The 23,088-nt window shown below is 56.5% G+C and carries 20 protein-coding genes; 16 read left to right on the forward strand and 4 right to left on the reverse strand.

Annotated features, from left to right (window positions below):
• The first annotated feature begins 450 nt into the window (after positions 1-450).
• The 15 genes from N2597_RS15200 (at position 451) to N2597_RS15270 (ending at position 15,700) form a co-directional block, all read left to right on the forward strand.
• The gene (locus tag N2597_RS15200) at positions 451-1,524 is read left to right on the forward strand and encodes an endo-1,4-beta-xylanase (RefSeq protein WP_096762253.1); all 1,074 of its coding nucleotides are present in this window, start codon (positions 451-453) and stop codon (positions 1,522-1,524) included.
• A gap of 31 nt (positions 1,525-1,555) precedes the next feature.
• Complete coding sequence (locus N2597_RS15205) at positions 1,556-2,707, forward strand: glycosyltransferase (RefSeq protein ID WP_039621504.1); 1,152 nt, start codon at positions 1,556-1,558, stop codon at positions 2,705-2,707.
• The gene (locus N2597_RS15210; RefSeq protein ID WP_106796611.1) at positions 2,707-3,195 is read left to right on the forward strand and encodes an acyltransferase; all 489 of its coding nucleotides are present in this window, start codon (positions 2,707-2,709) and stop codon (positions 3,193-3,195) included. Before N2597_RS15205 ends, N2597_RS15210 begins: the two co-directional genes overlap by 1 nt.
• A 42-nt stretch (positions 3,196-3,237) precedes the next feature.
• Positions 3,238-4,212, forward strand: coding sequence for a glycosyltransferase (locus N2597_RS15215; RefSeq protein ID WP_077989918.1), 975 nt, complete (start codon positions 3,238-3,240; stop codon positions 4,210-4,212).
• A gap of 113 nt (positions 4,213-4,325) precedes the next feature.
• Entirely contained in the window at positions 4,326-5,603 is a 1,278-nt protein-coding gene (locus N2597_RS15220; RefSeq protein WP_183598379.1) for a glycosyltransferase, read from the forward strand.
• Entirely contained in the window at positions 5,600-6,562 is a 963-nt protein-coding gene (locus N2597_RS15225; RefSeq protein ID WP_096762251.1) for a glycosyltransferase family 2 protein, read from the forward strand. Before N2597_RS15220 ends, N2597_RS15225 begins: the two co-directional genes overlap by 4 nt.
• A 10-nt stretch (positions 6,563-6,572) precedes the next feature.
• Positions 6,573-7,586, forward strand: a complete 1,014-nt coding sequence (locus N2597_RS15230; protein WP_009996572.1) for a polysaccharide pyruvyl transferase family protein — start codon at positions 6,573-6,575, stop codon at positions 7,584-7,586.
• Positions 7,587-7,620: 34 nt separating this feature from the next.
• On the forward strand, positions 7,621-9,144 hold the full coding sequence (locus tag N2597_RS15235; protein ID WP_225881412.1) for a lipopolysaccharide biosynthesis protein: 1,524 nt from the start codon (positions 7,621-7,623) through the stop codon (positions 9,142-9,144).
• Between the two features lie 76 nt (positions 9,145-9,220).
• Complete coding sequence (locus N2597_RS15240) at positions 9,221-10,165, forward strand: glycosyltransferase family 2 protein (RefSeq protein ID WP_077990035.1); 945 nt, start codon at positions 9,221-9,223, stop codon at positions 10,163-10,165.
• 124 nt (positions 10,166-10,289) lie between these two features.
• Complete coding sequence (locus N2597_RS15245) at positions 10,290-11,174, forward strand: glycosyltransferase family 2 protein (RefSeq protein WP_183598381.1); 885 nt, start codon at positions 10,290-10,292, stop codon at positions 11,172-11,174.
• Positions 11,171-12,154 (forward strand): glycosyltransferase family A protein, encoded by a 984-nt coding sequence (locus N2597_RS15250; RefSeq protein ID WP_183598383.1) that lies wholly within the window; start codon positions 11,171-11,173, stop codon positions 12,152-12,154. The genes N2597_RS15245 and N2597_RS15250 overlap by 4 nt, the downstream gene beginning before the upstream one ends.
• A 24-nt stretch (positions 12,155-12,178) precedes the next feature.
• On the forward strand, positions 12,179-13,573 hold the full coding sequence (locus N2597_RS15255) for an O-antigen ligase family protein (protein WP_096768908.1): 1,395 nt from the start codon (positions 12,179-12,181) through the stop codon (positions 13,571-13,573).
• A gap of 3 nt (positions 13,574-13,576) precedes the next feature.
• On the forward strand, positions 13,577-14,617 hold the full coding sequence (locus N2597_RS15260; protein WP_183598385.1) for an acyltransferase family protein: 1,041 nt from the start codon (positions 13,577-13,579) through the stop codon (positions 14,615-14,617).
• Positions 14,618-14,768: 151 nt separating this feature from the next.
• Positions 14,769-15,227: a glycosyltransferase family protein gene (locus tag N2597_RS15265; protein WP_016733851.1), complete on the forward strand. Its 459-nt coding sequence runs from the start codon at positions 14,769-14,771 to the stop codon at positions 15,225-15,227.
• A complete protein-coding gene (locus N2597_RS15270; RefSeq protein ID WP_009994997.1) occupies positions 15,224-15,700 on the forward strand; it encodes a glycosyltransferase in 477 nt (158 codons plus the stop codon). Before N2597_RS15265 ends, N2597_RS15270 begins: the two co-directional genes overlap by 4 nt.
• A gap of 40 nt (positions 15,701-15,740) precedes the next feature.
• On the opposite strand, the gene N2597_RS15275 is transcribed toward N2597_RS15270, so the two are convergent.
• The 4 genes from N2597_RS15275 to N2597_RS15290 form a co-directional block, all read right to left on the reverse strand.
• Positions 15,741-16,436, reverse strand: a complete 696-nt coding sequence (locus tag N2597_RS15275; protein WP_183598387.1) for an SGNH/GDSL hydrolase family protein — start codon at positions 16,434-16,436, stop codon at positions 15,741-15,743.
• Between the two features lie 133 nt (positions 16,437-16,569).
• Positions 16,570-17,910: an HlyD family type I secretion periplasmic adaptor subunit gene (locus tag N2597_RS15280; protein WP_077990034.1), complete on the reverse strand. Its 1,341-nt coding sequence runs from the start codon at positions 17,908-17,910 to the stop codon at positions 16,570-16,572.
• A gap of 15 nt (positions 17,911-17,925) precedes the next feature.
• Complete coding sequence (locus N2597_RS15285) at positions 17,926-19,689, reverse strand: type I secretion system permease/ATPase (protein ID WP_077989912.1); 1,764 nt, start codon at positions 19,687-19,689, stop codon at positions 17,926-17,928.
• A 465-nt stretch (positions 19,690-20,154) separates the two neighbouring features.
• Positions 20,155-21,708, reverse strand: coding sequence for a right-handed parallel beta-helix repeat-containing protein (locus N2597_RS15290; RefSeq protein ID WP_183598389.1), 1,554 nt, complete (start codon positions 21,706-21,708; stop codon positions 20,155-20,157).
• A gap of 671 nt (positions 21,709-22,379) precedes the next feature.
• On the opposite strand from N2597_RS15290, the gene rapA2 reads away from it, so the two are divergent.
• Complete coding sequence (gene rapA2 / locus N2597_RS15295) at positions 22,380-23,087, forward strand: calcium-binding lectin RapA2 (protein ID WP_077989910.1); 708 nt, start codon at positions 22,380-22,382, stop codon at positions 23,085-23,087.
• Position 23,088: the final 1 nt, after the last annotated feature.

The raw sequence follows: 23,088 nt of genomic DNA on the forward strand, positions 1-23,088 counted from the left end.
GGACGCTGGTCGAGGCCGCCCGCATGACCTGTCTGTCAGGTATGCGACCTGCATCGTCGTGACGCCGGGCCAGAATTTGGTAAAGCTCTTTTCAAAACTGTCCCCGCGCGGACGTTCGCTGCCGTCAAAAACCAAGGCTGCGCACTGTAGGTCATCGAGACGAGAGAAATCGTTTCGAAGGGTCGCCATAAAAAAACGGCATTTTGAAATGCCATATGAAAAACGCTCATTACGCAGCTGAACCAATCTTCCATCACGAGCGTCCTCCGGGAAGATCTATCTCTTGGCACAGACTGAAAAGCCTAGCGGATACAGTATTCGCTCCAGGGAAAGTAAGAGGTTGCATCACTCCGCCAAAGCAAACGCAACTCGGTACGGAACCGCCGCAAACCGACCCGGCTGCCGCAAGTTCGGTCCCGGACATGAGAAAAGCCCACAGCGAGGATTAGAATGAACAGAAGACGTTTCCTCGCTTCGCTTCCGCTCGCGCTGTCTTTTGTTCAGGCGGGCGCGGTCCTGGCCAAGGCGCCGGCGGAACCAGGGCTGCGCGCCCTTGCCGACAGCAAATCGTTACGGTTCGGATCGGCAATCGACCTGCAAAATATTGGCGATCCAGCCGCCTGTGAGCTCTATGTCGACAATGTCAATTCCATAACGCCGCGCAACGAATTGAAGTGGAAAGCGACGGAAAAAAGTCCCGGCGTTTTTTCCTTCGGTGGCGCCGACAGGATGGTTGCATTCGCACGAAAAAACAACATGAGGGTTTATGGGCATACGCTGATCTGGTATCGCGCCCCGGATTGGGTGTCTGAGATCTCCGACGCGCGAGCCCTCCGGACGGTCATGAACCGTCATATAAAACAGGTTGTCGCTCGCTATAAGGGCTCCGTCGATGCCTGGGATGTGGTGAACGAGCCGTTGGAATATGATGCGCCCGACCTCAGAAATTGTGTTTTCCGACGCCTTCTCGGCGACGATTACATTCGCATGAGTTTCGATATGGCGCATGAGGCCGATCCGGCTGCGACGCTGGTACTCAACGAAACGCATCTTGAGAAAAAATCCGACATTTTCGAACAAAAGCGCGTGCACATTCTCAAAATCGTCGAGAAGCTCGTCGCCAGCGAGACTCCGATCAACGCGGTTGGGCTGCAGGCGCATTTCCGCCCGGGTCTCGACCGGATCGATCCGGAGGGAATGGGGCGTTTTTGCGCGGCTCTGAAGGATATGGGTATCGGTGTCTATATCACCGAACTCGATGCTTCCTGCCACTTCCTGAAGCACGACCAAGGCTTCACGCCGGCCGCCTACGCCGATATTTTTCGTGACGTGATCACCGTGGCGGCCGAACGCGGCGACTTGAAAGGCGTCACCGTATGGGGCATGTCGGAAAAATACGGCGAGCCCGATGAAACGGAGACCGATGCCGATGCAGCCTGCACAAAGCGCATTAATCTCTACGATGAAAACAACGCGCCGCGCAGTTCAGCTGATGGCATCCGGCGGGCAATAGAGGCGATGTGATGCGCAAGACAACGGAGACGTCGACAGATTCATGAAAAAGGCAGTTATTTATGTGGAAAAATTTCTGCCTGCCAGCCAGGCATTTGTCCTCAATCAAGCGGTAGCGTTTCGTTCGTTCGAGGCGGAAATTCTTGCCGGTACGCGAATTTCCTCGGCCCACACAAAAAAATCCACTGTTAAGGTTCACGACATCCGCCGGTCCCCGATCGCGCGGGCCGGTGAACTGCTGTTGAAAATTCCACAGGTCGGCCTGCCTTCGCTCTTTCCCGCGATCGGCCGGGCCGATCTGGTTCACGCGCATTTCGGCAAGAACGGCTACGTCATCGGTCCCTTGGCGCGGGCCGCCGGCAAGCCGCTCGTCACAACGTTTCACGGCTTCGACGCCACCTATCGCGGCGATCCGAAAAAACCGGGCGGCTTCAATCAGGTGCGCTTCTTCGCCAAGGGCCGGAGCGAGATGGCCGGTTGGAACAGCTGGAACATCGCCGTTTCCGATTTCATCCGCGACCGGCTGCTGGCGCTCGGTTTCCGTGCCGACCGCGTCTATCGCCACCACATCGGCATCGATCTCGATCTCTTCAAAATGGAACCTCGCCCCCGAAAAAAGGGACTGGTGGTTTCCATCGCCCGTTTCGTCGACTATAAGGGCCACCGCTTCATGATCGACGCGCTGTCGCGTGTGGCGGCGACCGGCACGCCGGTCGAATTCGTCATGGTGGGTCAGGGACCGCTGAAAGAGGAAATCGAGGCGCTAGCGCGTCGTTCCTTGCCAAGCGTCACGATCCATGAAAATCTGTCGCAGACTGAGATAAGGGATCTGCTGGCCAGTGCAGAGCTTTATCTCCACGGCAGCGTGACCCTCGACAATGGTCACGCAGAAGCGTTCGGCCTCGCCAATCTTGAGGCCGAGGCCGTCGGCACTCCGGTCGTCGCATTTCGCTCGGGAGGCGTGGGCGAAGCGATCGAGGAGGGGAAAACTGGCTATCTCGTGGAGGAGCGGGATGTCGCGGGAATGGCGGAAGCGGTTGGAAAGCTGCTCAACGACCAGGCCCTGTGGACAACCTTCAGCGCGCGGGCACCGCTTCTGGTGGCCGAGCGCTTCGACATACGTCGACAAACGGGGATGCTCGAGGACTATTACAGTTCCGTGCTAGACGAATTTTCCAGCCGGGGTCGGACTTGATGGTGCAGATAGGAAAGAAGCCGAAGTGGGGACTGAACGTATTTCGGCCGCTGCGGAACGGAATCGTCAGGGCCAAGTGGCTCTACTATACGAAATTCTGGGGAATGGACATCGATCCGACGGCAAGCTTTTCCTTAAGCGTGCGCTTCGATAAGACCAACCCGAAAGGCTTGCATATCGGCGCTGAGACCTATGTCGCCTTCGAAGCCGCGATCCTGACCCACGACCTCACGCGCGGCCTCTATCTGCACACGAGGATCGGCAAACGCTGCTTCATCGGCGCCCGCAGCATCATTCTGCCCGGCGTCGAAATCGGCGATGAGTGCGTCATCGGCTCGGGCTCGGTGGTGACCAAGAGCGTGCCGCCGCGCTCGCTCGTCGCCGGCAACCCGGCAAAGATAATCCGCAGCGACATCAAGATCATTTCGCGTTACGGCCGCATGGCGACGAATGAGTCATCGGATGCATTTAAGGCAGCAGGCGAATAATTGAAGCTTTCCAGATTAGGCGCAGTGTCTCCGAGGAATGATATGACAGGTATTAAAATCACCGTGTTGTTTTCTACCTACAATGGTGCAAGGACGCTTCCGCGCATGCTGGATGCACTCTGCGCCTGTACACTTCCGCCAGGTCGTTGGAAGATCGTCGCGGTCGACAACAACAGCACGGACGATACGGCCAAGATTCTGGACTCTTACAAGGACCGTCTCCCGCTCGAGGTGTATTTTGAGCAGAAGCAGGGGAAGGAAAGCGCGTTGGCGCTGGGGTTTCGCCACTTGGAGGGCGACCTCGTCGTTTTAACGGACGACGACGTCATTCCGGATCCGGATTGGCTCGACCAATTCATCCGCCTCTCTGAAGAACAGCCGGAATTCAGCATATTCGGAGGACTTATTTTACCCGAGTGGGAAAGCCCGCCAAGATTTCCGTGGCTTCTGAAGGATAATCGCGCAGCCATCCTCTATGCCCTGAACGAGAGCCTCGAGGAAGGCCCCACCTTAGCCGGATATATTTTTGGTCCAAATTCAGCGTTCCGCCGCGCCATTATCGGATCAGGCTATGTGGTGCACGATAATCTAGGGCCAAATGCATCGGTTAAACAGTATCCAATGGGGCAGGATACCGCCTTCGCAATGCGGCTGGAGGGCGCCGGGGCAAAAGCCTACCATTCCCGCCGCCCAAAAGTCCGTCACATCATTAAGTCAACCTATGTCGAGGAAGACTGGGCAATAGCGCGCGCCGAGCGCTATGGAATGGGTATGGTGGTGCTCCGCTCGGCGCTCTTCGATAGAAAACGAAAAATCGCTGGCGTTCCAGCAAGCACTGCCCTTCTCTGGCTCGCAATGGCACCTGTCTGTTCGCTGTTTCGCAGACTGCCTTCTGGTGAAACACGCTTCAGGTTGCTTTGGAAACAGTCCCTACGACAAGGCATCTTACATCAATTTATAAAGCAGCGCGGTGCTCGCGCCCATGCGTCTGAACTGGGGGTTCGCGCCGGTGGCTAAGCATTTTGAAGAGGATGGCTTTAGTACCGCTAGCCACGTCGAAGCCGACAACTAGGCTGAAGGGCCTGGCTCACAACCACGCCGCAGAACCAATATCATAGACGAGGAATAACTTGAAAGTTACGTACTTCTCTCTGTCTTTTCCCGAGCTGACACAAACCTTCGTCTTTAACGAGATGAAAGCTCTCGGGAATCTAGGCGCCGATATTGACGTTGTCGCTTTGAGCCGACCGATCGACAATATATCGACTTTGCCAGAAAATTATGGATTTGCCGATCGCATTCGATATGTGACAGCGGTTAAGAGACGCTCAGTCCGGATAGCAATCATGGCAAAGGGGGCGGCTGAGCTTCTCTCACGCGGAAAAATACGCGCGCTTTGGCGCCTCCTCACTTCTCGTGACGGTGAGATCAATTTGCCGATCTCATTGAAATTCAGTATCGCCGCCAAACTTCGATCAGACGGCGCAACGGCGAAAGTCATCCATTGCCACTTCGGACCGGCGGGACGCGTCGTCGCGCATCTGAAAAGGCTCGGGCTCATTGACGCTCCAATAACGACTGTTTTTCATGGGTATGACCTCACACAATATATGGACGGTCGATCCCCGCGGGTCTATCGCGAGCTTTTTGAACAATCTGACCTCTTGATTCCGATCAGCGATCTGTGGCGCAGCCGCTTGATCGACCTTGGCGCCCCCCCGGAGAAAGTGAAGACGATCCGCCTTGGGATCGATTGCGAGGCGTTTGGCTGCAAGGCCAGAAGCATCGTCCCGGGTGAGAAAATACGCCTTATAACAATCGGGCGAATGACAGAGAAGAAAGGACATCGTTTCACTATTGAGGCTTTTTCTCAGCTTGTGTCTCGACGGCCAGATCTGGATCTATCGCTCGACGTCATTGGCAGCGGACCGCTGCTCGACGACATGCGCAACCTCGCTCAGGATTTGGGGTGTGCAGACCGGATTCATTTTCACGGCGGCATGGCTCACCAAGAGATCAGACGACTTTTAGGTCAAGCACATATCTTTGTACTGCCAAGCGTTACGGCTGCCGATGGGGATATGGAAGGCATACCCGTGTCAATCATGGAAGCTATGGCAATGGGAATTGCCGTTATCAGTACCCAACACAGCGGTATTCCAGAACTAGTCAGTCACAAGCAATCAGGTCTGCTCGTACCAGAAAGCGACACGAAGGCTCTATCGCGCGCGATGGAGCAATTGATCATCAGTCCTCACCTAATCCAAGCGATGGGATTGCAGGGGCGTCGGATTGTCGAAGAAGAATTCAACGAAGAAAAGCAGACACGCGCACTGCTTCAATCATTCAACCGCATCACTGAGCAACCGGGGTCTCGTTCCATGGACCGACTGACGGTGCAAGAATGACGACGTCAGATGATTGTGTAGAAGTTTCTGTCATCATAGCTGCCTTCAATTGCGCCAGCTTTATTCGGCGTGCGATTATGTCAGCTTTGACTCAGGATCACCCCGCCCTTGAAGTCATTGTTGCGGACGATTGTTCCACCGATGATACAGTCGACGTTGTCCGCCAAATGATGGCTTCTGACAACCGCATTAGGATTACTCGTCTCCAAAAAAACAGCGGCCCCTCGGCCGCCCGCAACGAGGCTATTAGAGTTGCTAGCGGAAAATGGATAGCGGTTCTTGATGCCGATGATGCTTATGCGCCTGGACGGATAAGCCGACTGGTTGAAGCTGCCGAAAGGCACTCTGTGGATTTCGCAGCCGACAACTTCCTTTATTTTGATGCCCAATCCGGAGAGATGGGGAAGCCCGCCCTGTCCACGACTCCAAAAGAGGAACTGGTCGATCTTCATGCTTTCCTACGTCAAGCGCGCCCTTACGCAACAGAAGCTGACTATGGGCTTTTGAAACCACTCTATCGGCGTTCATTCCTCATCGAACACGATATAGCTTACCCAACAGAGCGGCGGCACGGAGAAGATTTTCTTATTTACGTCAACATTCTTCTGCACACGGGCCGCATGCTGCTCTTGAGGGAACCTGGCTATATCTATACGACCAGATCCTCAGGATGGAGCCGCACGGTAGTCGACTATCGGGATCAGGTTGAAGCGACAGCCCGCCTGATGAAAGACCAAAGGGTCGCAACCGACAAATCGGCAAGGCACCTTCTTTTAGCGAGGAAAAAGGCACTCCTCCGCTTATCCACAGAGCGAGCATGTCACCACCATATGGTATCAGGAAACCATGTCACTCTAGTTCGCGCTATATTTGGCGATTTTTCGAACGCGGATATTCCCCTGAGAATTCTAACCCGCGCGATCACCAAGAAAATCGCAAACAAATTCAAGAACGCATAGGACCCTCTCCATGGACGTATTCTATTTCAAAGATCCGAAGTTCAATTTTGGAGACGATCTGAATGCTTATATCTGGAAGGAGGTTTTGCCGAAAAATGTCTTGGAATCACCAGATCTAACCGTCGTTGGCATTGGAAGCATTCTCACCTCAGAGCGCCTGGAGAAGTTTGTCGGCGGCGACAGGAAAATAGCGGTTTTAGGTACCGGAGTATCTTACGGAACGCCCCCGTCCGATATGTCCGCCTGGTGCCTGGCGGCGGTCAGAGGCCCCCTATCGGCTGCGGTCTTGGGTCAGCCGAATCTCTCGGTCACTGACGGGGCAATCCTGCTGGCCCTGACCCAGAATCTCTACACAAAACAGGACAAGCCTGAAAAAATCATATTCATGCCGCATAGATCGTCACTTCAAAGAGGTTCGTGGGAACCGATCGCGACGGAACTGGGCATGGAATATGTCAGCCCCCAAACAGATACACTCGAGATTTTGAGGAAGTTCGGCGAGGCAAAGCTGGTCATAACTGAAGCCATGCATGGCGCTATCGTCGCAGACACAATGAGAATCCCGTGGATTCCCGTTACGATTCATCCTCACATTGATGAATTCAAATGGAAAGACTGGACGTATTCAATGGGCCTTGATTACAGACCGATATCACTGCCGTCGATAAGCGCAGATGATTTTATTTACTACCAAGGCCTTCGCGGGAACATGAAGAAATTCGGCATCCACGGCACAGATACAATTCGGCCGGGGCAAGATAGGAAAATGTACTTAGATTACCTAAGCCGCCGATTTTCGCCGAGCTATGAACAACTACACCATCTTACGAAGAGCATACAGCATACTAGAAAGGCAGTTTCAAAATTTGCTCGAATTACTAAACCCTTATGCAAAGCTAACGCGAGGCGGGCGTTGGGACAGGCTATGAAATCTCCTCAATACTTAAGTGGACAGGCTTTGTTCGACGAGAAGCTTCTAAGGATGCAAGAGGCGATCAGGACAGTCGAAAAATTTGTGTCTTGAGCAAGGGCTCGTTGTTCAATTGGAGAATGCAAACTTGGCTGGCCAGAAGAACGAAAAAATCGGGGCAAAAGCGCTAAATGCGTCGGCGATCTTGCTCTTTGGTGTGATTTATAATCGCACTGTTTTCCTCGCGACGACCGTCGTCCTTGCTCGCCTTCTATCCCCGGAGGACTTCGGGCTGGTTGCATTGGGAACGAGCCTTTTAACGATTCTGCTTGCAATAACGGAATTATCCCTCGGCAGCGCACTAATTCATCAAAAGGAAATCACGGACGATGATTTCCACACAGCCTTTACCTTAGGGGCGATCAGAGGCGTCTTGCTTGCAGCTGTTATGGTGGTAAGCGGCTACATAATGGCCGAAGCTTACGGTGATGAGCGGCTAATCGGTGTATGTGCGGGTTTGGCAGTTCGACCGTTGCTAACGGGCCTCGGAAGCCCGAAGTACATCATTTACTCTAAAGAATTGAGCTTCGGGACAGTCGCCTTCCAAGAGGGGCTCAATTTCACGATACAATTCATCGTATCCGTCGCATGGGCCTATCTAACCGACAGCTACTGGGCAATCGTCGCGGGAGCGGTAGCAGCGAGCGTTGTCGGAACGGCCATGACGTTTATGGCGTCACCTTACGTCCCAAAAATTTCCTTCCGATCGCTATCCAAGCTTCTACACTTTTCCATATGGCTGACGCTGAACCAAGCCGTCTCAGCTGTAGGCAACCGATTTGATAACTTCCTGGCCGGCGGGTGGCTCGGAATCGCCACCTTTGGCGCCTATAACGTTGGAAACAATACTGCAGGCTTGATAACTCAATCAGCAATTTTGCCCCTACAGCGCGTTCTATTCCCGAGTTTTGCGAAAATATCCGATGACAAGCAACGCGTTCAGAGCGCGTTTCAACGGAGCCAGTCCTCACTTTTCGCGATCGGCATGGCTGTCGGCGCTGGCCAAGCTTTGGTTGCCGAGCCCTTTGTCTATCTTGCTCTGGGACCGCATTGGCCCGTAGCGGTACTCGTAATTCAGGTTATCGCTCCGATCTTGGGCTGGCAGATTGTCTTTGGCCCGGCAAATGCGCTCGCTTCCGCCCTTGGCGAGACAAAGATGCTCTTCAACAGGACGCTCCTTCTCCTGATGTTCAGAGTGCCAATTGTGTTTATCGGCTTATATTTCTATGGGCTGCCCGGCTTGCTCATATCCAGGGCAATATCTGGTGGGGTCGTTGTTTCCATCGTCAATATCTATGTAGTTAAGAAACTCACCGGATTGACATTGTGGGATCAACTTAGCGTCACCTGGCGTTCGTGGGTCAGTGGCCTTGCGATGACAGCGGTCGTTCTGGGATTGGGCGCGAACTCCGCACCGATTTCCAGTCACCTTGATGCGGCCTATGCGTTGGCGTGGATGATTTCTGTTGGTGGAATTGTCTATTGCGGCGTTCACGTATTGCTATGGGTAGTTGGGGGTCGTTCAGAGATCGGCATTGAAGCCGAGATCGCGAAGGTTCTTACGAAAATATACCAACGCTATCGGAAAATACCTCAAAGATTGCCGCTTTGATGTGGGCAGCAGAGCGTTTCGGCGGGCAAAACATGCGGCTTTTCTCTTTCGACCTCACCACAAGGATTGGTAAATGATGTCGGATCTCTTCGTCAGCGTACTCTTTTCATCCTACAACGGCGCCAGCCGCCGGTTGCGCCACACTTTGGATTCCTTATTGAGGCAGGAGCTTCCTCATGATCAATGGGAACTAATTGCCGTTGACAACAACAGCAATGACGACACGTTTGATCTTTTGAAATCTTATAGCGACAAGCTGCCCATCATCATCCTGCAGCACCCCACGCCGGGTAAGTCGGGGGCGCTGAACCTGGCTCTGGACCGGGTGAAGGGCGATCTCATCGTCTTTACGGATGACGATGTTCGCGCCGAACCCAACTGGCTGAAGGCGATCGTCGATTGCGCCCTCGCCCATCCGGGTTATGGCGTCTTCGGCGGCAGAATCGTCCCCGATTGGGAAAAAGAGCCTAAAGACCCTTTTATCGAATGGATTCCGATGGGATCCACCTTTGCGATTGTCGATGAAACACAAAGCGGACCGTGTGATCCGACAAAAGTCTGGGGTCCGAATACGATCATCCGGCGGGAGCTGCTTGGAACGAGCGTACGCTATCGCGAAGATATCGGTCCTCTTCCGGGAAAGATTTTTGCCATGGGCGAGGATGCCGAAATCATCATTCGCCTCGCGGCAAATGGCGTCAAATCCTATAGATGCGCCGAAGCCGTGGTTCATCACTGGATACCGGCATCCAGCGTCACTGAGGATTGGGTGCAGAAAAGAGGTGAGCGGCTTGGCTACGGCATGCCGGCGCTCTTTCCCGACGAGGTGCCCGGAGGTGTCAGATTAAGCGGAGTTCCGCTTCCAACCTGGATCGAAAGCGCGCAATGGGCCTTCCGTGCAGCCCTGCTTTATCTCCTGCCGCGATCGAAGACGCGTTTTTGGGCGATCTGGAAATATTACTATATGCGCGGCTACCGCGCCGGAATTCGCCGATACGCGCCTGGGACCCTGGCGCGGTAATCGATTGGCCAGCTGCATGCTTCCTTAAATCAGAAACAATTAGAGGATAAGTCATGCGGCACCTCAAAGCATTACAGCGTCCTTTGCGCGTTTCAAAAGACGCGGCGCTGTCGGAGACGGTAATTTGAAACTCTCGGTGCTGATCAACAATTTCAATTATGTGCAATTCCTGCGCCCATGCATCGACAGCGTTCTGTCGCAGAACTATCCGGACTTCGAGGTCATCGTGGTCGACGACGGCTCCACGGATGATTCCAGGGAGATCCTCGCTTCCTACGGCGCGCGCATTCGGTCCGTGCTGAAGGAAAACGGCGGCCAGGCCTCGAGCTTCAATGCCGGTTTTGACGCGGCGAGCGGGGATATCCTCTTTCTCCTCGACGCCGACGACGCATTCCTTCCCGGCAAACTGGCGCGCATTGCCGAAATCTATGACCGCAACGAGATCGACTGGTGCTTCGACCGTGTGACGACCAAAGAAGACGACCAGCCTCCCGTGGAGCTGCAGGTGACGCTGTTCGACAAGCGGGAGACGTTGCGCAAAGGCGGTTTTCCTTCGCTTCCGGTGCCGACATCCGGCTTGAGTTTCCGCCGCGCCCTGCTGTCTCAGATATTGCCGATGTCCGTGGCGACGGATGTCGTTCTCAGCGACAATTATATCAAGTTCGCGGCAGCATATCTCGGCCGCGGCGCCATCGTCGAGACGCCGCTGACATTCCAACGCATTCATGCGTCGAACCGCTACACGGGCACGAGCAGGGCAAAGACGCTTCGCCCGCGGATCATGATCGCCACCGGGCTGGAACTGGCGCGCCGTTATGACGGGCTGCAGGCGCTCGGCAAGAGTCTGGTGGCCGGCGGTATTGCGCAAACGACATCGCTGCTCAAGCTCCGCAGCGAAGCCCGAAACACCGTCGCCGGCGGTCCCTTCGGTCAGGATGCCGCAACCGAAGTGGCCTTGATGGCCGTGCGCAAGCGACTGGGAAATATGTTGCGCGGAGGACAGTCATGAACCGGCAAGACACCTTCCCGCATTCATCGGCTAAAGCCGATCAGCCAGGCATGTCGGCGTTGAACATCGCCGTCGGTGTGCTGACCTACCGGCGGCTGGACGGGATCGCCAAGCTGCTAGATGTGATGACACGCCAGACCAGGCATCCGGCTCGCCCCTATCATTTGACCATGGTAATCGTCGACAATGATGCGGCCGGCAGTGCAAGAGCCACGGTCGAAGGCTTTGGCCAGACGGGCGCCTATGATCTGATCTATGTCGTCGAGCCGAACCAGGGCATACCCTTTGCGCGCAACCGCGCCATGGATTCAGCTCCTGCCGGCACCGACCTCTTCTGCTTTCTCGATGATGACGAATGGCCGGTCGATGGCTGGCTCGATGCGATGCTGGAGACCCGGGAGAAAAACCGCGCCGACTGCGTCTACGGCCCCGTCCAGCCTGTCTATCCCGACAACCCGCCGGAATATTTCATCAAGGCGAAGGTTTTCGAGCGCAAGAAGAACAAGGACGGTCAACGCATTTCCTATGCGGCCTCGAACAACGTCATGTTCGATTATCCGCTGATCCGCTCGTGGAATCTGCGTTTCGAAGAGAAGATGCGCTTCACCGGGGGCACCGATTATCTCTTCTTCAATCAGGCCATTCGCCGCGGTATGCAGGTTTTCTGGGCTGACAAGGCGCTCGTCTATGATATCGTTCCTGCCAGCCGTATGACCTGGAAGTGGGTATTGCAGCGGCAATACCGGCTCGGCAACACTTTCGCCGTCAGTGAGGTCCTGCACGGCAATCTCAAGCGCCGGCTCTATCGCGCCGCCTATGGCGCCTCGAGAGTGATGCTCGGGCTGGCCATGCTGCCGGCAATCGTGATTTCACCCTATTGGGGCATGCGGGCGCTCACCCACGTGCTGCGCGGCGCCGGCATGGTCAACGGCATCCTCGGACATGCATACCAGGAATATAAGCCCAATGCCGTCCTCTGATACTGTTTGCAGGAGCGTCCTCGGATGAGTGTCAGCCCTACCTATGTTCGAGACGGAGATATCGGCCTGCGGCCGGCCACCCGCGCACGGCCGCGCCACGGCATAAAAAAGGAGACGCTCGTCCGTCTGCTCCTGACGGGCATATTCTACCTCGCACTGCTCCGGGCCACCGGCATGTGGTATGGTTATCCTGCGAATTTCGACGAAGGCGTGTCTGTTGATCCGCTTCCTCAGAAGCTGATGCTTTATTCGCTGATCCCGTTGATCGGCCTTTATTGTCTTCTTGAACCGAACCGCTTCCTCGCCTTTTTCCGCGGCATTTCACCCCTTGTCTGTGCCGTGATCTTTGCGATCGTAGTGTCATTCGCCGGTTCGCTCGATTTCGGCGCCTCCGTTCGCGGCGCCGCGGCCGTCGGTCTGCTGGCGCTCGGTCCCCTGCTCTTTCGACTGCGCTACGGCAACGAGGAAACCCTACGTCTCCTTGCCAATTTTGCCGTTTTCTCCGCCTTCGCAAATGTCCTCTATACGGCCGCCTTCCCGCGTTTCGGGATCATGGGCGGCTCGCTGGCTGGCGCCGTGAAGGGGCTGTTTTATCACAAGAATACAATGGGACAGTTCTGCGCGATCTGCTTTATCGTGCTTATTTCCCATCGCCTGCCCTCCCCCAGGCTGCGCTACAGCGGCTTGCTGAGAAGCTTCGCCATCCTGCTGACCCTGCTCCTTGTCGTGGTCTCCTTGTCGTCGACGGCCGTCGTCATGGTGGCGATCGGTCTCGCGACGATTTTCGGCCTGAAGATGATGGAAAGCGTCAGGCACAGCATGGCCCGCGCTTTCATCGTGCTCTTCCTCTGCCTCCTCATCGGCGTCGCCGGATCGATCGCCTATCTCGGCGTCGCCCAAGCCGTCGCGGAAGCTTTCGGCAAGGACCTGACGCTGTCGGGCCGCTCCGATATCTGGGAACAGGTGATCCCGCTGATCTACGACAGGCCGATCTTCGGCTATGGCTTCGCCACGTTCCGGCAGGCCGACATTGTCGAGGAATATGTCCGTCTCGGCCACACCGTCCGCTCGCTGCACAACACCTACCTTGAGATTTGTCTCAACATCGGTATTCCGGGCTTTCTCTGCTGGATCGCTTTCCTGTTGACGCGGATCTTCAAGAAGATTGCCGCGGTCTACAAGAGCCATCAGCTTCAGACCGTCCAGGCGAAAGAGGTCGCCCTGATCCTTCTTGTCATGATCGGCGCGATGACCGAAGCGGGAATGATGCTCGCGCCGATCGGTCTATGGCCGGTCCTCGTCTCCGTCTTGCCCATGACGACGGAACCCATTGTCCCGCCGCGTCGGCGGCGGCTTCTCTCGAGAAGATCGGCCGGGCGGCGGAGCTTCGACCATTCACAACCCGTTTCAGGAGAGTAGGCAATGACCAGCGCCCCAATGGCCGTGCCGGAATCGAAGAGAGCCACGGTCAGCGTCGAACGCGAAAAGTTGCTGGATATCGAGCGCGGCAAAGGCCTCGGCATCCTGCTGGTCGTCTACGGCCACCTCGTCATGCAGGGCACGCTTGGCGAACAGGCATGGTACCAGGCGACGAAAGCGGCGATCTACACGTTCCACATGCCCTTCTTCATGTATCTCAGCGGCTTCGTGTTCTTTTTCACCGGCGCGCACAACGCGCTTGACCGGAACTTCGGCGCGTTCTTCGCCAAGCGGTTTGACCGGCTGCTGATCCCGTTTATCCTGATGTGCCTGATCAACGTCTTCGGCAAGCAGTTCGCCGAGATGTTCATTCACGTCGACGATGGCGTCAGCGGCTTCTGGCAGGGGCCATGGGCGGTAATTTCGAACAGCCCGAACAACCCGACCATTTCGATCTGGTACCTTCTGGTGCTTTTCGTCTATTCGGTGCTGACACCCATCCTGTGGCGGCTGAGCGGCCGGCAGATCGGCATCCTTTTCCTGTTCTCGCTGGCGATCTACTTCATCCCCGCTTCGGAGAGGTTTTATGTCGCGCGAATTCTAAGCTATTTCGTATTCTTCGCCGCCGGCATGCTGAGCTGCAAATACTCCGCCTACGCGCTCAATATATTCTCCAAATATATCGTCGTCTGGCTGATCGTTTTCGCGGCCGCGCTTTATATCGGCCGGAGCTTCCCCTATTGGCTTCTTCTATGTGGGGCGGCGTCGATCCCGTTCCTGCATGCTCTGGTCAGATTGCCGATTTTCGAAAACGACAAGATCCTTCTCTGGTTCGGCCAGAATTCGATGGTGATCTATCTGCTCAATACGATCTTCATTGGAATAGCCAAGGGTGTCTATGTGAAGATCCTGCCCTATCACGGGCCATGGTTTGCATTCATGATCGCTATATTGATGATATCAGGAACATTATTGCCGATTTTGGCCAAGATGGCGCTTCAGGCAGTGCCGATGGCGGGATCCGTTTATAAGTATGTCAGGTGAGCCACTGCCCCGAATTGAGATTTTCCCGACCCATGCGCTCGACCTGCCGGCCAATGATGTTAGAATTCGATTAAACTGCCGTGCTACAGCCACGGTTTCGGTGGAATGGTCTTGCCTCTAATCATCGCTCAAACATAGGAGAAGCCTGTCTATGGCTGAGAAAAAATTGAAGGTTCTCGCTGCGTCGTCAGGGGGCGGCCATTGGGAACAGCTGATGACCATGCGCAGCGCCTTCGAGGGCTGCGACATCATTTTTGCAACCACCATACCGGGACTGCTTTCCAAATACGACATTCGGGACGGACTGGTCCTTCCCGATTGCAGCCGCGATTCGATCACCATGTCGATCCGGTGTTTTTTCAGCGCTTTCGCCATCGTCATCAAGCACAGGCCTGACGTCATCATCTCCACCGGTGCCGCGCCTGGGCTTTTTTGCCTGCTTGCCGGCAAATTGACAGGCAAGCGCACGATCTGGATCGATAGTGTGGCCAATGTCGAGAAACTGTCCCTTTCGGGGAAACTGGCCGGCCATATTGCCACGCTCTGGCTCACGCAATGGCAACATCTGTCGCGGCCGGACGGGCCGCATTACGCAGGAGCTGTCCTTTGATCCTGGTCACCGTCGGAACCCAGCTGCCGTTCGACCGCCTCGTCAAGGCGGTCGATGCCTTCGCCAAAGAGTTGCCCAGGCCGGTTCTGGCGCAGATCGGCAAAGGCACCTACACGCCTGAGAACATGAAATGGATCAAGAATATCGAACCTGCCGACTTCGACAGGATGTTTCGCGAGGCGAGCGTCATCGTCTCTCACGCGGGCATCGGCACCGTGCTCACGGCGAAACGTTTCGGCAAACCGATTATCCTCGTTCCCCGCAAGGCCGCCCTTGGTGAACACCGAAACGATCATCAGCTGGCGACCGTCAGCCAGCTCGTCGACCGGCCGGGCATCTATGTCGCGCATGACGATGACGAACTGAAAGATTATCTCCTGCAGGACCTCAGCAGTCCCTCTCATGAAGATCCGTCCGATGTCGGCCGGACGTCGCTGGTCAACTATTTGAAGGGTTATCTCGCGGCAGGCTGAGCCCGCGACCGGCCGCAGACGCCGTTGAGAAGGCGGAGATTCATTCTCCGCAATCGCGGCCGGCAATGTGTCCGACGAGTGCGGGCACGATGATCCTCGTAGCAGCTTCCGGCCGCGGATGCGCGCCGTCGGGAATTGCGGCGGCCCGATCGTCCGCGCTTAGGCGCTCCCAGCCCGGCCGGTGGTCGACGAACTCCAAACCGCGCTTCTGTGCCTCCGCCTGATGGGCCGAGATATAACTGCCGACGAAGGGACGGATCAGTCCCCGCAGCCCCGAAAACGGGTTCATCGCCATGAGGATGATCCGCGCGCGCGGCAGGCGCCGATGAAGCTGATCGAGAATGTCGCCGATATTCTTCCGGCTTTGCGCCAGCGACACGAGCCGGTGCAATGTTGCGTCATTGGCGTAGAGCTCGATCAGAATGATATCCGGCTCTTCGGCAACGACGCGGTCCAGCTGGCTCAAAGCCCAGGCCGACGTCTCGCCGCTCTTGGCGACGCTGTCGACCCTGACCGGTCTCTGCAGGCAGGCGGCAAGCTTTGCCTCCAGTCCGGCCTGCCATCCCCCGCGCGCCGTCAGCGATGTTCCGAAAGCCACGATTTTCACCGGCGGAAGGTCCTCGGCATCACTCTCCCCGGTCGATGAAACCATGACGAGGCAGGCCAAAAGCAGAACCCACGCCCATGCCAGTCGCCTCTCCGTCGGCACCGCTCGCCAAAGCCGCAAACATATCATGAAGAGACCCTATCGCGGCGGGAGCTATCCGTCACGCGCCGGGATGGCGCCAAGGCAAGCTTTGCCCCAGCCGAATGGGCAAAGCTGACCTCAGCGGCTGCGTTATGCAGCAGCGGCGCGCGGAAGCCGCCGATCATTCCTCACGGAAGACGTGCTGCATCTGATCGGTCAGCGGCTTGGTGAGATAGGAGATGACGGTCCGGTCGGCAATCTTGATAAAGACCTCGGCCGGCATGCCGGGATAGAGCTTGATCGACTTCAGCTTCGCGATACTTTGCGCCTCCGGCTTGACGCGCAGGGGATAGTAGCTGATCCCGGTTCGCTCATCCTTAACGGTATCGGGCGCAATCGAGGTGATCACCGCCCGCACGTCCGGCGTCGTGCGCTGATCAAAGGCGCTGAAACGCACATCGACGGACTGGCCGACATGGAGCTGGTCGATATCGCGGGTAGCGACCTTCGCCTGGACGGTCAGATCGTCGTTTTCGGGAACGACGAGCATCAGCGTTTGGCCCGGCTCAATGACGCCGTTGATCGTATGAACGGCAAGTTCGTGGACCCTGCCGCTCAATGGCGCGGTGATATCGAGGCGGCGGAGCTGATCGAGCGCGGTTTCACGGCGCTCTTCATTTTCGGCGATCTTCGCCTCGACATCGGTCAGTTCCTTGGCAATCTCCGAACGGCGATCCTCGTCCAGCTGGATCGACTGGCGATCGATTTCGATCGCCTTGCCTTCGGCCTCCGCCTTTGCGGCGATTTCCTGGCCGCTATTGCCCTGAAGGTCGGCGCGTGCACGCTTGAGCGCGTTCAAGCGCTGCAGTGTGACCAGTCCCTTCTTGTAGAGCGCATCGACGCCTTCCAGTTCCTGTTCGATCAGGCTGAGGGAATCATTGGTGGCGTTGATCTGAACGACCAGACCCTTGATCTGCTCGGCCAGCTGATCCTTGCGCGACGCCAACTGGCTCTTCATTCCGACGAGCGCCGACCTGCGGCTGTCAAACAATTTCTGTTCGCCGTCGAGAAGGTCCTGTGCGGCATTTCTGGACGCCGCCTTGTTGGATGCGGCAGCGCTGGATGTCATCAGATCGCTGATGTTTTCCTCGACCTTGAACGAATCGGCGCCGATCCGTTCAGCCTTGAGACGGGCACGACGCGCATAAAGCTGCGCCAGCGTGCTTTCGACGATCGAGAGCTGCGCTTTCGTCGTCGTTCCATCGAGCCGTATCAACACCTGTCCAGCCGACACATGGTCGTTTTCGGCGACCAGGAGTTTCGACACAATGCCACCGGTCGGGTGTTGGATCTTCTTGACGTCGCCGTCGACGATGACCACGCCTTCGCCGATGACGGCGCTGGAAAGCTCGGTCGTCGCCGCCCAACCGCCTATGCCGCACACCAGCGCGAGAGACAGTGCGCCGACAACGGCGACGTGACGGTTGAGGGACCGCTTTGATTCATTGGTGATTTTGCTCATCATCGTCCTTCCGGCCTATTCGGCCGCATTACCTTCGACCACGACCTTGAGCTGAGCCACGCGTTCCGAAATCGAAGTGCGCGTCGCCTCAGGCCGGCTGACCCGCGCCAGAACTTCTTCCTTGGGGCCGAATGCGATCATTCTGCCCTCCTGCATCATCAGCACGAAGTCGCATACGGCGAGAACGCCGGAGCGATGCGCGATGACGACGACGATGCCGCCGCGTGCCCGCACGCTCATGATCGCAGCGCTCAGCGCCCGCTCGCCTTCCTCATCGAGATTGGAATTCGGCTCGTCGAGCACGACCAGGAACGGCTCGCCGTAAAGCGCTCTCGCAAGGGCGATACGCTGTCTCTGACCGGCCGAAAGCGCCGCACCGCCCTCGCCGATTTCGGTCTCGTAACCGTTCGGCAGACGCAGGATGAGATCATGAACGCGCGCAGCCCTCGCCGCCGCAACCACGGCCTCCGGCGACATCTCCTTGGCGAAGCGGCAGATATTCTGCGCGACGGTGCCGGAGAAAAGCTCCACGTCCTGCGGGAGGTAACCGATATGGCGGCCAAGGGCGTCGCCGTCCCACTGGTCGAGTGCCGCGCCATCCAGGCGAATGGAGCCCCTCACCGTCGGCCAGATGCCCATCATCGCCCGCGCCAGCGACGACTTGCCCGAGGCGCTGTAGCCGATGACGCCGAGCGCGCTGCCTGCGCGCAGACCGAAGCTGACATCGGAAATGACCAGCCGCTGGCCGGACGGCGGTCCGCTGGCCACACCCTCGACCGTGACCTGCTTGGAAGGCGCCGCAAGCGTCAGCGGAGCCGGGATCTCCGGAATTGTCTTCAGCAAATTCGACAGCCGGCCCCAGCTCTGCTGGGCGGACACGAAACCGCGCCAATTTCCGATCGCCGCTTCCACAGGCGCCAGAGCCCGAGATGTCAGGATCGAGCCGGCGATGATGATGCCCGAAGAGGCCTGCCCCTGAATGACGAGGATGGCGCCGGTCGCCAGCGTTCCCGATTGCAGAGCGATACGGAAAATCTTCGAAAGCGTCGCATATCCGTTCCCGACATCCGATGCCTGCCGGGTGATTTGCCGGTACTCGCCGTTCCTGCGATCCCAGATCTCGGCCATGGTACCTGCCATGCCCATGGCGTGGATGACCTCGGAGTTGCGGATCGAGCTCTGCGCAAAAGCGTTGCGCATATTGGCGGCTTCCGACTGCTGCTTAGAGAGTGTACGCGTACCCTGGTTGGTCAGGAAAGTCAGGATGGCGAGCACCAGCGATCCGCCGATGGCGATATATCCGATCGCCGGATGGAACAGGAAACAGATGACGATATAGAAGGGAAGCCAGGGCAGATCGAACATCGCCGTCGGACCCATGCCGGACAGGAAGGTTCTGATCTGATCGAAATCGCGAAGGGGCTGCAGCCCGTCGCCGCCGATCTTGACCTTCAGCGGCGCCTTGATGAGCGCCCGAAACACCCGCCCGTTCATCATCTCGTCGAGCGCACCGGCAACACGAACGAGCATTCTGCTCCTGAGAACCTCAAAGGCTCCCTGAAAGGCGTAAAGCGTTAACGCAAGAATCGCCAGCGCGGCGAGCGTCGGTATGCTTTTGCTGGGAATAACCCTGTCATACACCTCAAGCATAAAAAATGAACTTGTAAGGTAGAGGATATTGATAAGCGCGCTGGCTATGCCAATGAAGATCAGCCCGCTTTTGCATTTCCGCAAGGCTTTGGACGGTTCATTGACGTCAGCTGTTGAACTCTGAAACACGAAGCAATCCTCTCCTGCCGCACGCGGACGCAGCGAATACGCCGGTCCGCACTGCAGTTGCAGGCCCCTCAGGCCCGATCATTGACATGGCTGCCCTCGGACCCGGCACCCTCGCCGAACCCGTTGGCACGCTCCTACACTACTACATGAATCCCACCGAAACGTGACCGAAAATACAAATTTATCACGAACAATTTCAGAGGCCCTAACTTTAACGGTACGATAAACATGCCGTCGCAAGCAAGTGAAAAGCGCAAGTCGCCCAATAAGGGTCCAAAGCGGCGAAAGCGTGGCGCGTTAGCTTCGGTATCTACTACCATGTTAACTATAAATGCAATCTATAGTTCGATTTATCTGGCCATGGCGGAACATTTTGCCGCTCTCATCGGTCCGGCAGACGGAACCCGCCCCAACTTGGACGGCAATCGAGCGGCCTCGGCGGGACATGCCGGGGCCGCCTCAACCTCAGGAAAGCAAGTGCGAGCTCTGGCTGCTGTGGAATGTGTCGACATTGATGGAGACGCTCAAGCTGTCGGCGTCAATATGGGAGGCGCCATCGGAGATCTTGTATAGGAAGGATTCGCTGACCTTGCCGCTGAGGCCGGCGAGTTTGGCGGCATCGACCGTGTAACTGTAATCGCCATCCTTCTCCACGTGAATGACGCCGTATTTCCCGGTCAGCGTCAGCCCGTGCTTGTCGACCGCGCTGTCGCCGAACCGGCGAAGCAGTATCGTGCCGTTGCTCGCACGGTCGTTCTCAAGCAGGTTGCCGTGAAAGGCGCTGCCGGTATCTTCCGTGATCTTCAGGCTGTCATGGACGGCGACAATCTTTTGGATGGCGGCTGGCGGGGTGGCGACCAGCGGTTCCGTGACAGGCGCAGGAGAGCTGACCTGCGTATCGCCGGTCGTGCTGCCGGCGGCGCTGTCGATTTCGGCCTGCGCTTGCTCGAGCGTCTTGCTTTCGCCGATGGTGAACGTGTTCTGGGCGGCGATTGTGGCGGGCATCGTCAGCGTCTGCACGGCGCTGTCGATGATATTGTCGTAGAAGGAGCCCGATGCCGGCTTGTCGACCTTCAGCGCCGACGACGACAGATCGTCGAAAACATTGTCATGGATGACGATATTCTCGCGGATATAGGCGGGATTACCGATCGCACTGATCAGCACGCCGTAAACGCCCCCGTGCAGATAATTGCCGCTGATATCGTAGTTTATCGCGTTGCCCTGATCGCCGAGGCCGATGCCGTAGGACCAGCTGTAGCCGCCATATCCCGAGATGTCATTGTCGTGGATGGCGATGTTCGTGCCCGCCTGCGCACTTAGCCCGAAGCCGCCGCCCACCAGCGTATTGCCCTCGACCACGGCGTTCTGCGCCCGGATCAGCACCAGCACACCCTTGGCGCTGTTGGTTTCGGTCTGCTCCAGATGGTTGTCCTTGACCAGGATATTGCTGCTGTCGTTGAGCTGGATGGCGTCGGCAGCGCTGCCCTGGCTGTTAGTGACCGTATTGTTGACGAGGGTCACGCCCTTGACCTTGTCCATCCAAATTCCGTCGGAATGCACGCCGGTCAATGTGCTGTTCTCGATGGTGATGTTCTGGCTGCTCTGGAAGCTGACCGACCCCGGCTTTCCGGAAAGGCCGGTATTCGACACTTCGACATTGCGCACGGTCCAGTTCGAGACATTGCCGGCATAGATCGCGTTGGCGCCGGTATCGGCGATCTTGATGTTCTCGATGATGATATTCGACGCCTTGGAGCCGTGGATCCCGTCATTGCTGCTGCGAATGACCGGCGCCTCACCAATGCCATAGCTGCCGATGGTGATCGGAGCGCTGACGCTGCCGGAATATTTCAGGTCGAACTGTTCGTTAAACACGCTTCCGGCGGCAAGCAGCACGCTATCGCCCGGGTTTAACCTCAGGGCTTCAACAGCAGCCAAAGTCGCGAGGGCTGAACTCTCACCGGTTCCGTTGTTACTGTCGGATCCTGTTAGTGAATTCACGTAATAGACGGTCATGCTGCGATCTCCCAAGGTAATGGAAAATCTTCTAACCGCCGTCCTCTCTCCGGCTGCTAAAATGAAACACTAAAATGCGTGATATCTGGCAATAATTCTTGCGCCATCAATATAAACAGCTTGGTGTACTAATTATACTTCATCGCGACAAGGTTGCAGCCTCACGGCGGCGAGCCGGCTTACTGGGCCGGATGCAGTTGCCAAGCTACGATCCCGAGCAAGCAGGATTTCGGCTGACCTACGCCGCGCGAGGACAACGCTCACGGAAAATCCCTGTATGATGGTAATATCATAGGCGTTGCCTCCAGGAATCTCCGCCGCAACTTGCAGAAACAATTCATAATCCAAAGTGATTACACGCTAGCTACACGACAGAATACAGCATCAGCCATTTTAATTATCTTTCATTATGAATAAATATTATTTCAGCGAGAAGAAAGAGCCATCACAATATGACAATTCGAGACAATCACTTATTGTTAAAGCAACATTATCTAGGTCTTTCATGGCGTTATGCGCATTATAAGTGTGTCATTATTGATAAAATACACCTATGAAGGTCAATTTGTTGTTAACCATGCGCTTGACTCCCTGTATTAAGATATACTTAATCGGGCCGCCCGCTGAAGTCAAAGATGACCGGCGGAGATCAATTTCAAGGAGAGAGGCACATGGCTATTCACGCAACCGACGATACTGCAACATTTCTGGAAACCGATGTTATTTCGGGTAACCTGCTCAGCAACGACACATCTGACGGCAACCTTTTTCTGCGCGCCTTCGACCAACAGAGCGTCGGCGCCAAACAGCCAGGCCAGGTCACCACCATCCAGGGTGATTACGGCACCTTCTACGTCAAGGCCGACGGCAGCTACACCTATGTGCTGAGCGATGCCGCCAAGATCGGCTTCGCCAACGGCGAACTGCTTCAGGAGAAGGTTTCCTACAAGATCTCAGACGGCGCCGGCCACACCGATATGGGCCTGTTCACCCTCAACATTCAGGGCGTAACCCAGGTCAAGCCGGTTGCGGTCGACGACCATTATAGCTTCAGCGAAGGCGATCTGATCAGCGGCAACGCGCTGGCCAACGACATTCCGGGCGACAATGGTCAGCTTTTCCTCCGCCAGTTCGACGGCACGAACGTCAACGGCAATAGCGGCGCCATTACCGATATTCTCGGCACCTATGGCACGTTCCACGTCAAGGCGAATGGCGAGTTCACCTATGAGCTGACGCAGGATATTGCGCCCGGCGATCACGTCACCGAAACCGTCCAGTACTACAAGATCTCCGATGGCCAAGGCCACACGGACGCCGGAATTCTGACGCTCAACATTACCGGCACCGACGTCGTTTCCGGCGGCGTCGAAGTCTGAT

The sequence above is a fragment of the Rhizobium sophoriradicis genome (assembly GCF_025200795.1).
Taxonomy (GTDB): domain Bacteria; phylum Pseudomonadota; class Alphaproteobacteria; order Rhizobiales; family Rhizobiaceae; genus Rhizobium; species Rhizobium sophoriradicis.

Excerpts from the sequence above, each read along its gene's own strand:
- N2597_RS15200 (WP_096762253.1), top strand. The coding sequence starts at position 451 with ATGAACAGAAGACGTTTCCTCGCTTCGCTTCCGCTCGCGCTGTCTTTT.
- N2597_RS15205 (WP_039621504.1), top strand. The coding sequence starts at position 1,556 with ATGAAAAAGGCAGTTATTTATGTGGAAAAATTTCTGCCTGCCAGCCAG.
- N2597_RS15210 (WP_106796611.1), top strand. The coding sequence starts at position 2,707 with ATGGTGCAGATAGGAAAGAAGCCGAAGTGGGGACTGAACGTATTTCGG.
- N2597_RS15215 (WP_077989918.1), top strand. The coding sequence starts at position 3,238 with ATGACAGGTATTAAAATCACCGTGTTGTTTTCTACCTACAATGGTGCA.
- N2597_RS15225 (WP_096762251.1), top strand. The coding sequence starts at position 5,600 with ATGACGACGTCAGATGATTGTGTAGAAGTTTCTGTCATCATAGCTGCC.
- N2597_RS15230 (WP_009996572.1), top strand. The coding sequence starts at position 6,573 with ATGGACGTATTCTATTTCAAAGATCCGAAGTTCAATTTTGGAGACGAT.
- N2597_RS15240 (WP_077990035.1), top strand. The coding sequence starts at position 9,221 with ATGTCGGATCTCTTCGTCAGCGTACTCTTTTCATCCTACAACGGCGCC.
- N2597_RS15250 (WP_183598383.1), top strand. The coding sequence starts at position 11,171 with ATGAACCGGCAAGACACCTTCCCGCATTCATCGGCTAAAGCCGATCAG.
- N2597_RS15255 (WP_096768908.1), top strand. The coding sequence starts at position 12,179 with ATGAGTGTCAGCCCTACCTATGTTCGAGACGGAGATATCGGCCTGCGG.
- N2597_RS15260 (WP_183598385.1), top strand. The coding sequence starts at position 13,577 with ATGACCAGCGCCCCAATGGCCGTGCCGGAATCGAAGAGAGCCACGGTC.
- N2597_RS15265 (WP_016733851.1), top strand. The coding sequence starts at position 14,769 with ATGGCTGAGAAAAAATTGAAGGTTCTCGCTGCGTCGTCAGGGGGCGGC.
- N2597_RS15275 (WP_183598387.1), bottom strand. The coding sequence starts at position 16,436 with ATGATATGTTTGCGGCTTTGGCGAGCGGTGCCGACGGAGAGGCGACTG.
- N2597_RS15280 (WP_077990034.1), bottom strand. The coding sequence starts at position 17,910 with ATGAGCAAAATCACCAATGAATCAAAGCGGTCCCTCAACCGTCACGTC.
- N2597_RS15290 (WP_183598389.1), bottom strand. The coding sequence starts at position 21,708 with ATGACCGTCTATTACGTGAATTCACTAACAGGATCCGACAGTAACAAC.
- rapA2 (WP_077989910.1), top strand. The coding sequence starts at position 22,380 with ATGGCTATTCACGCAACCGACGATACTGCAACATTTCTGGAAACCGAT.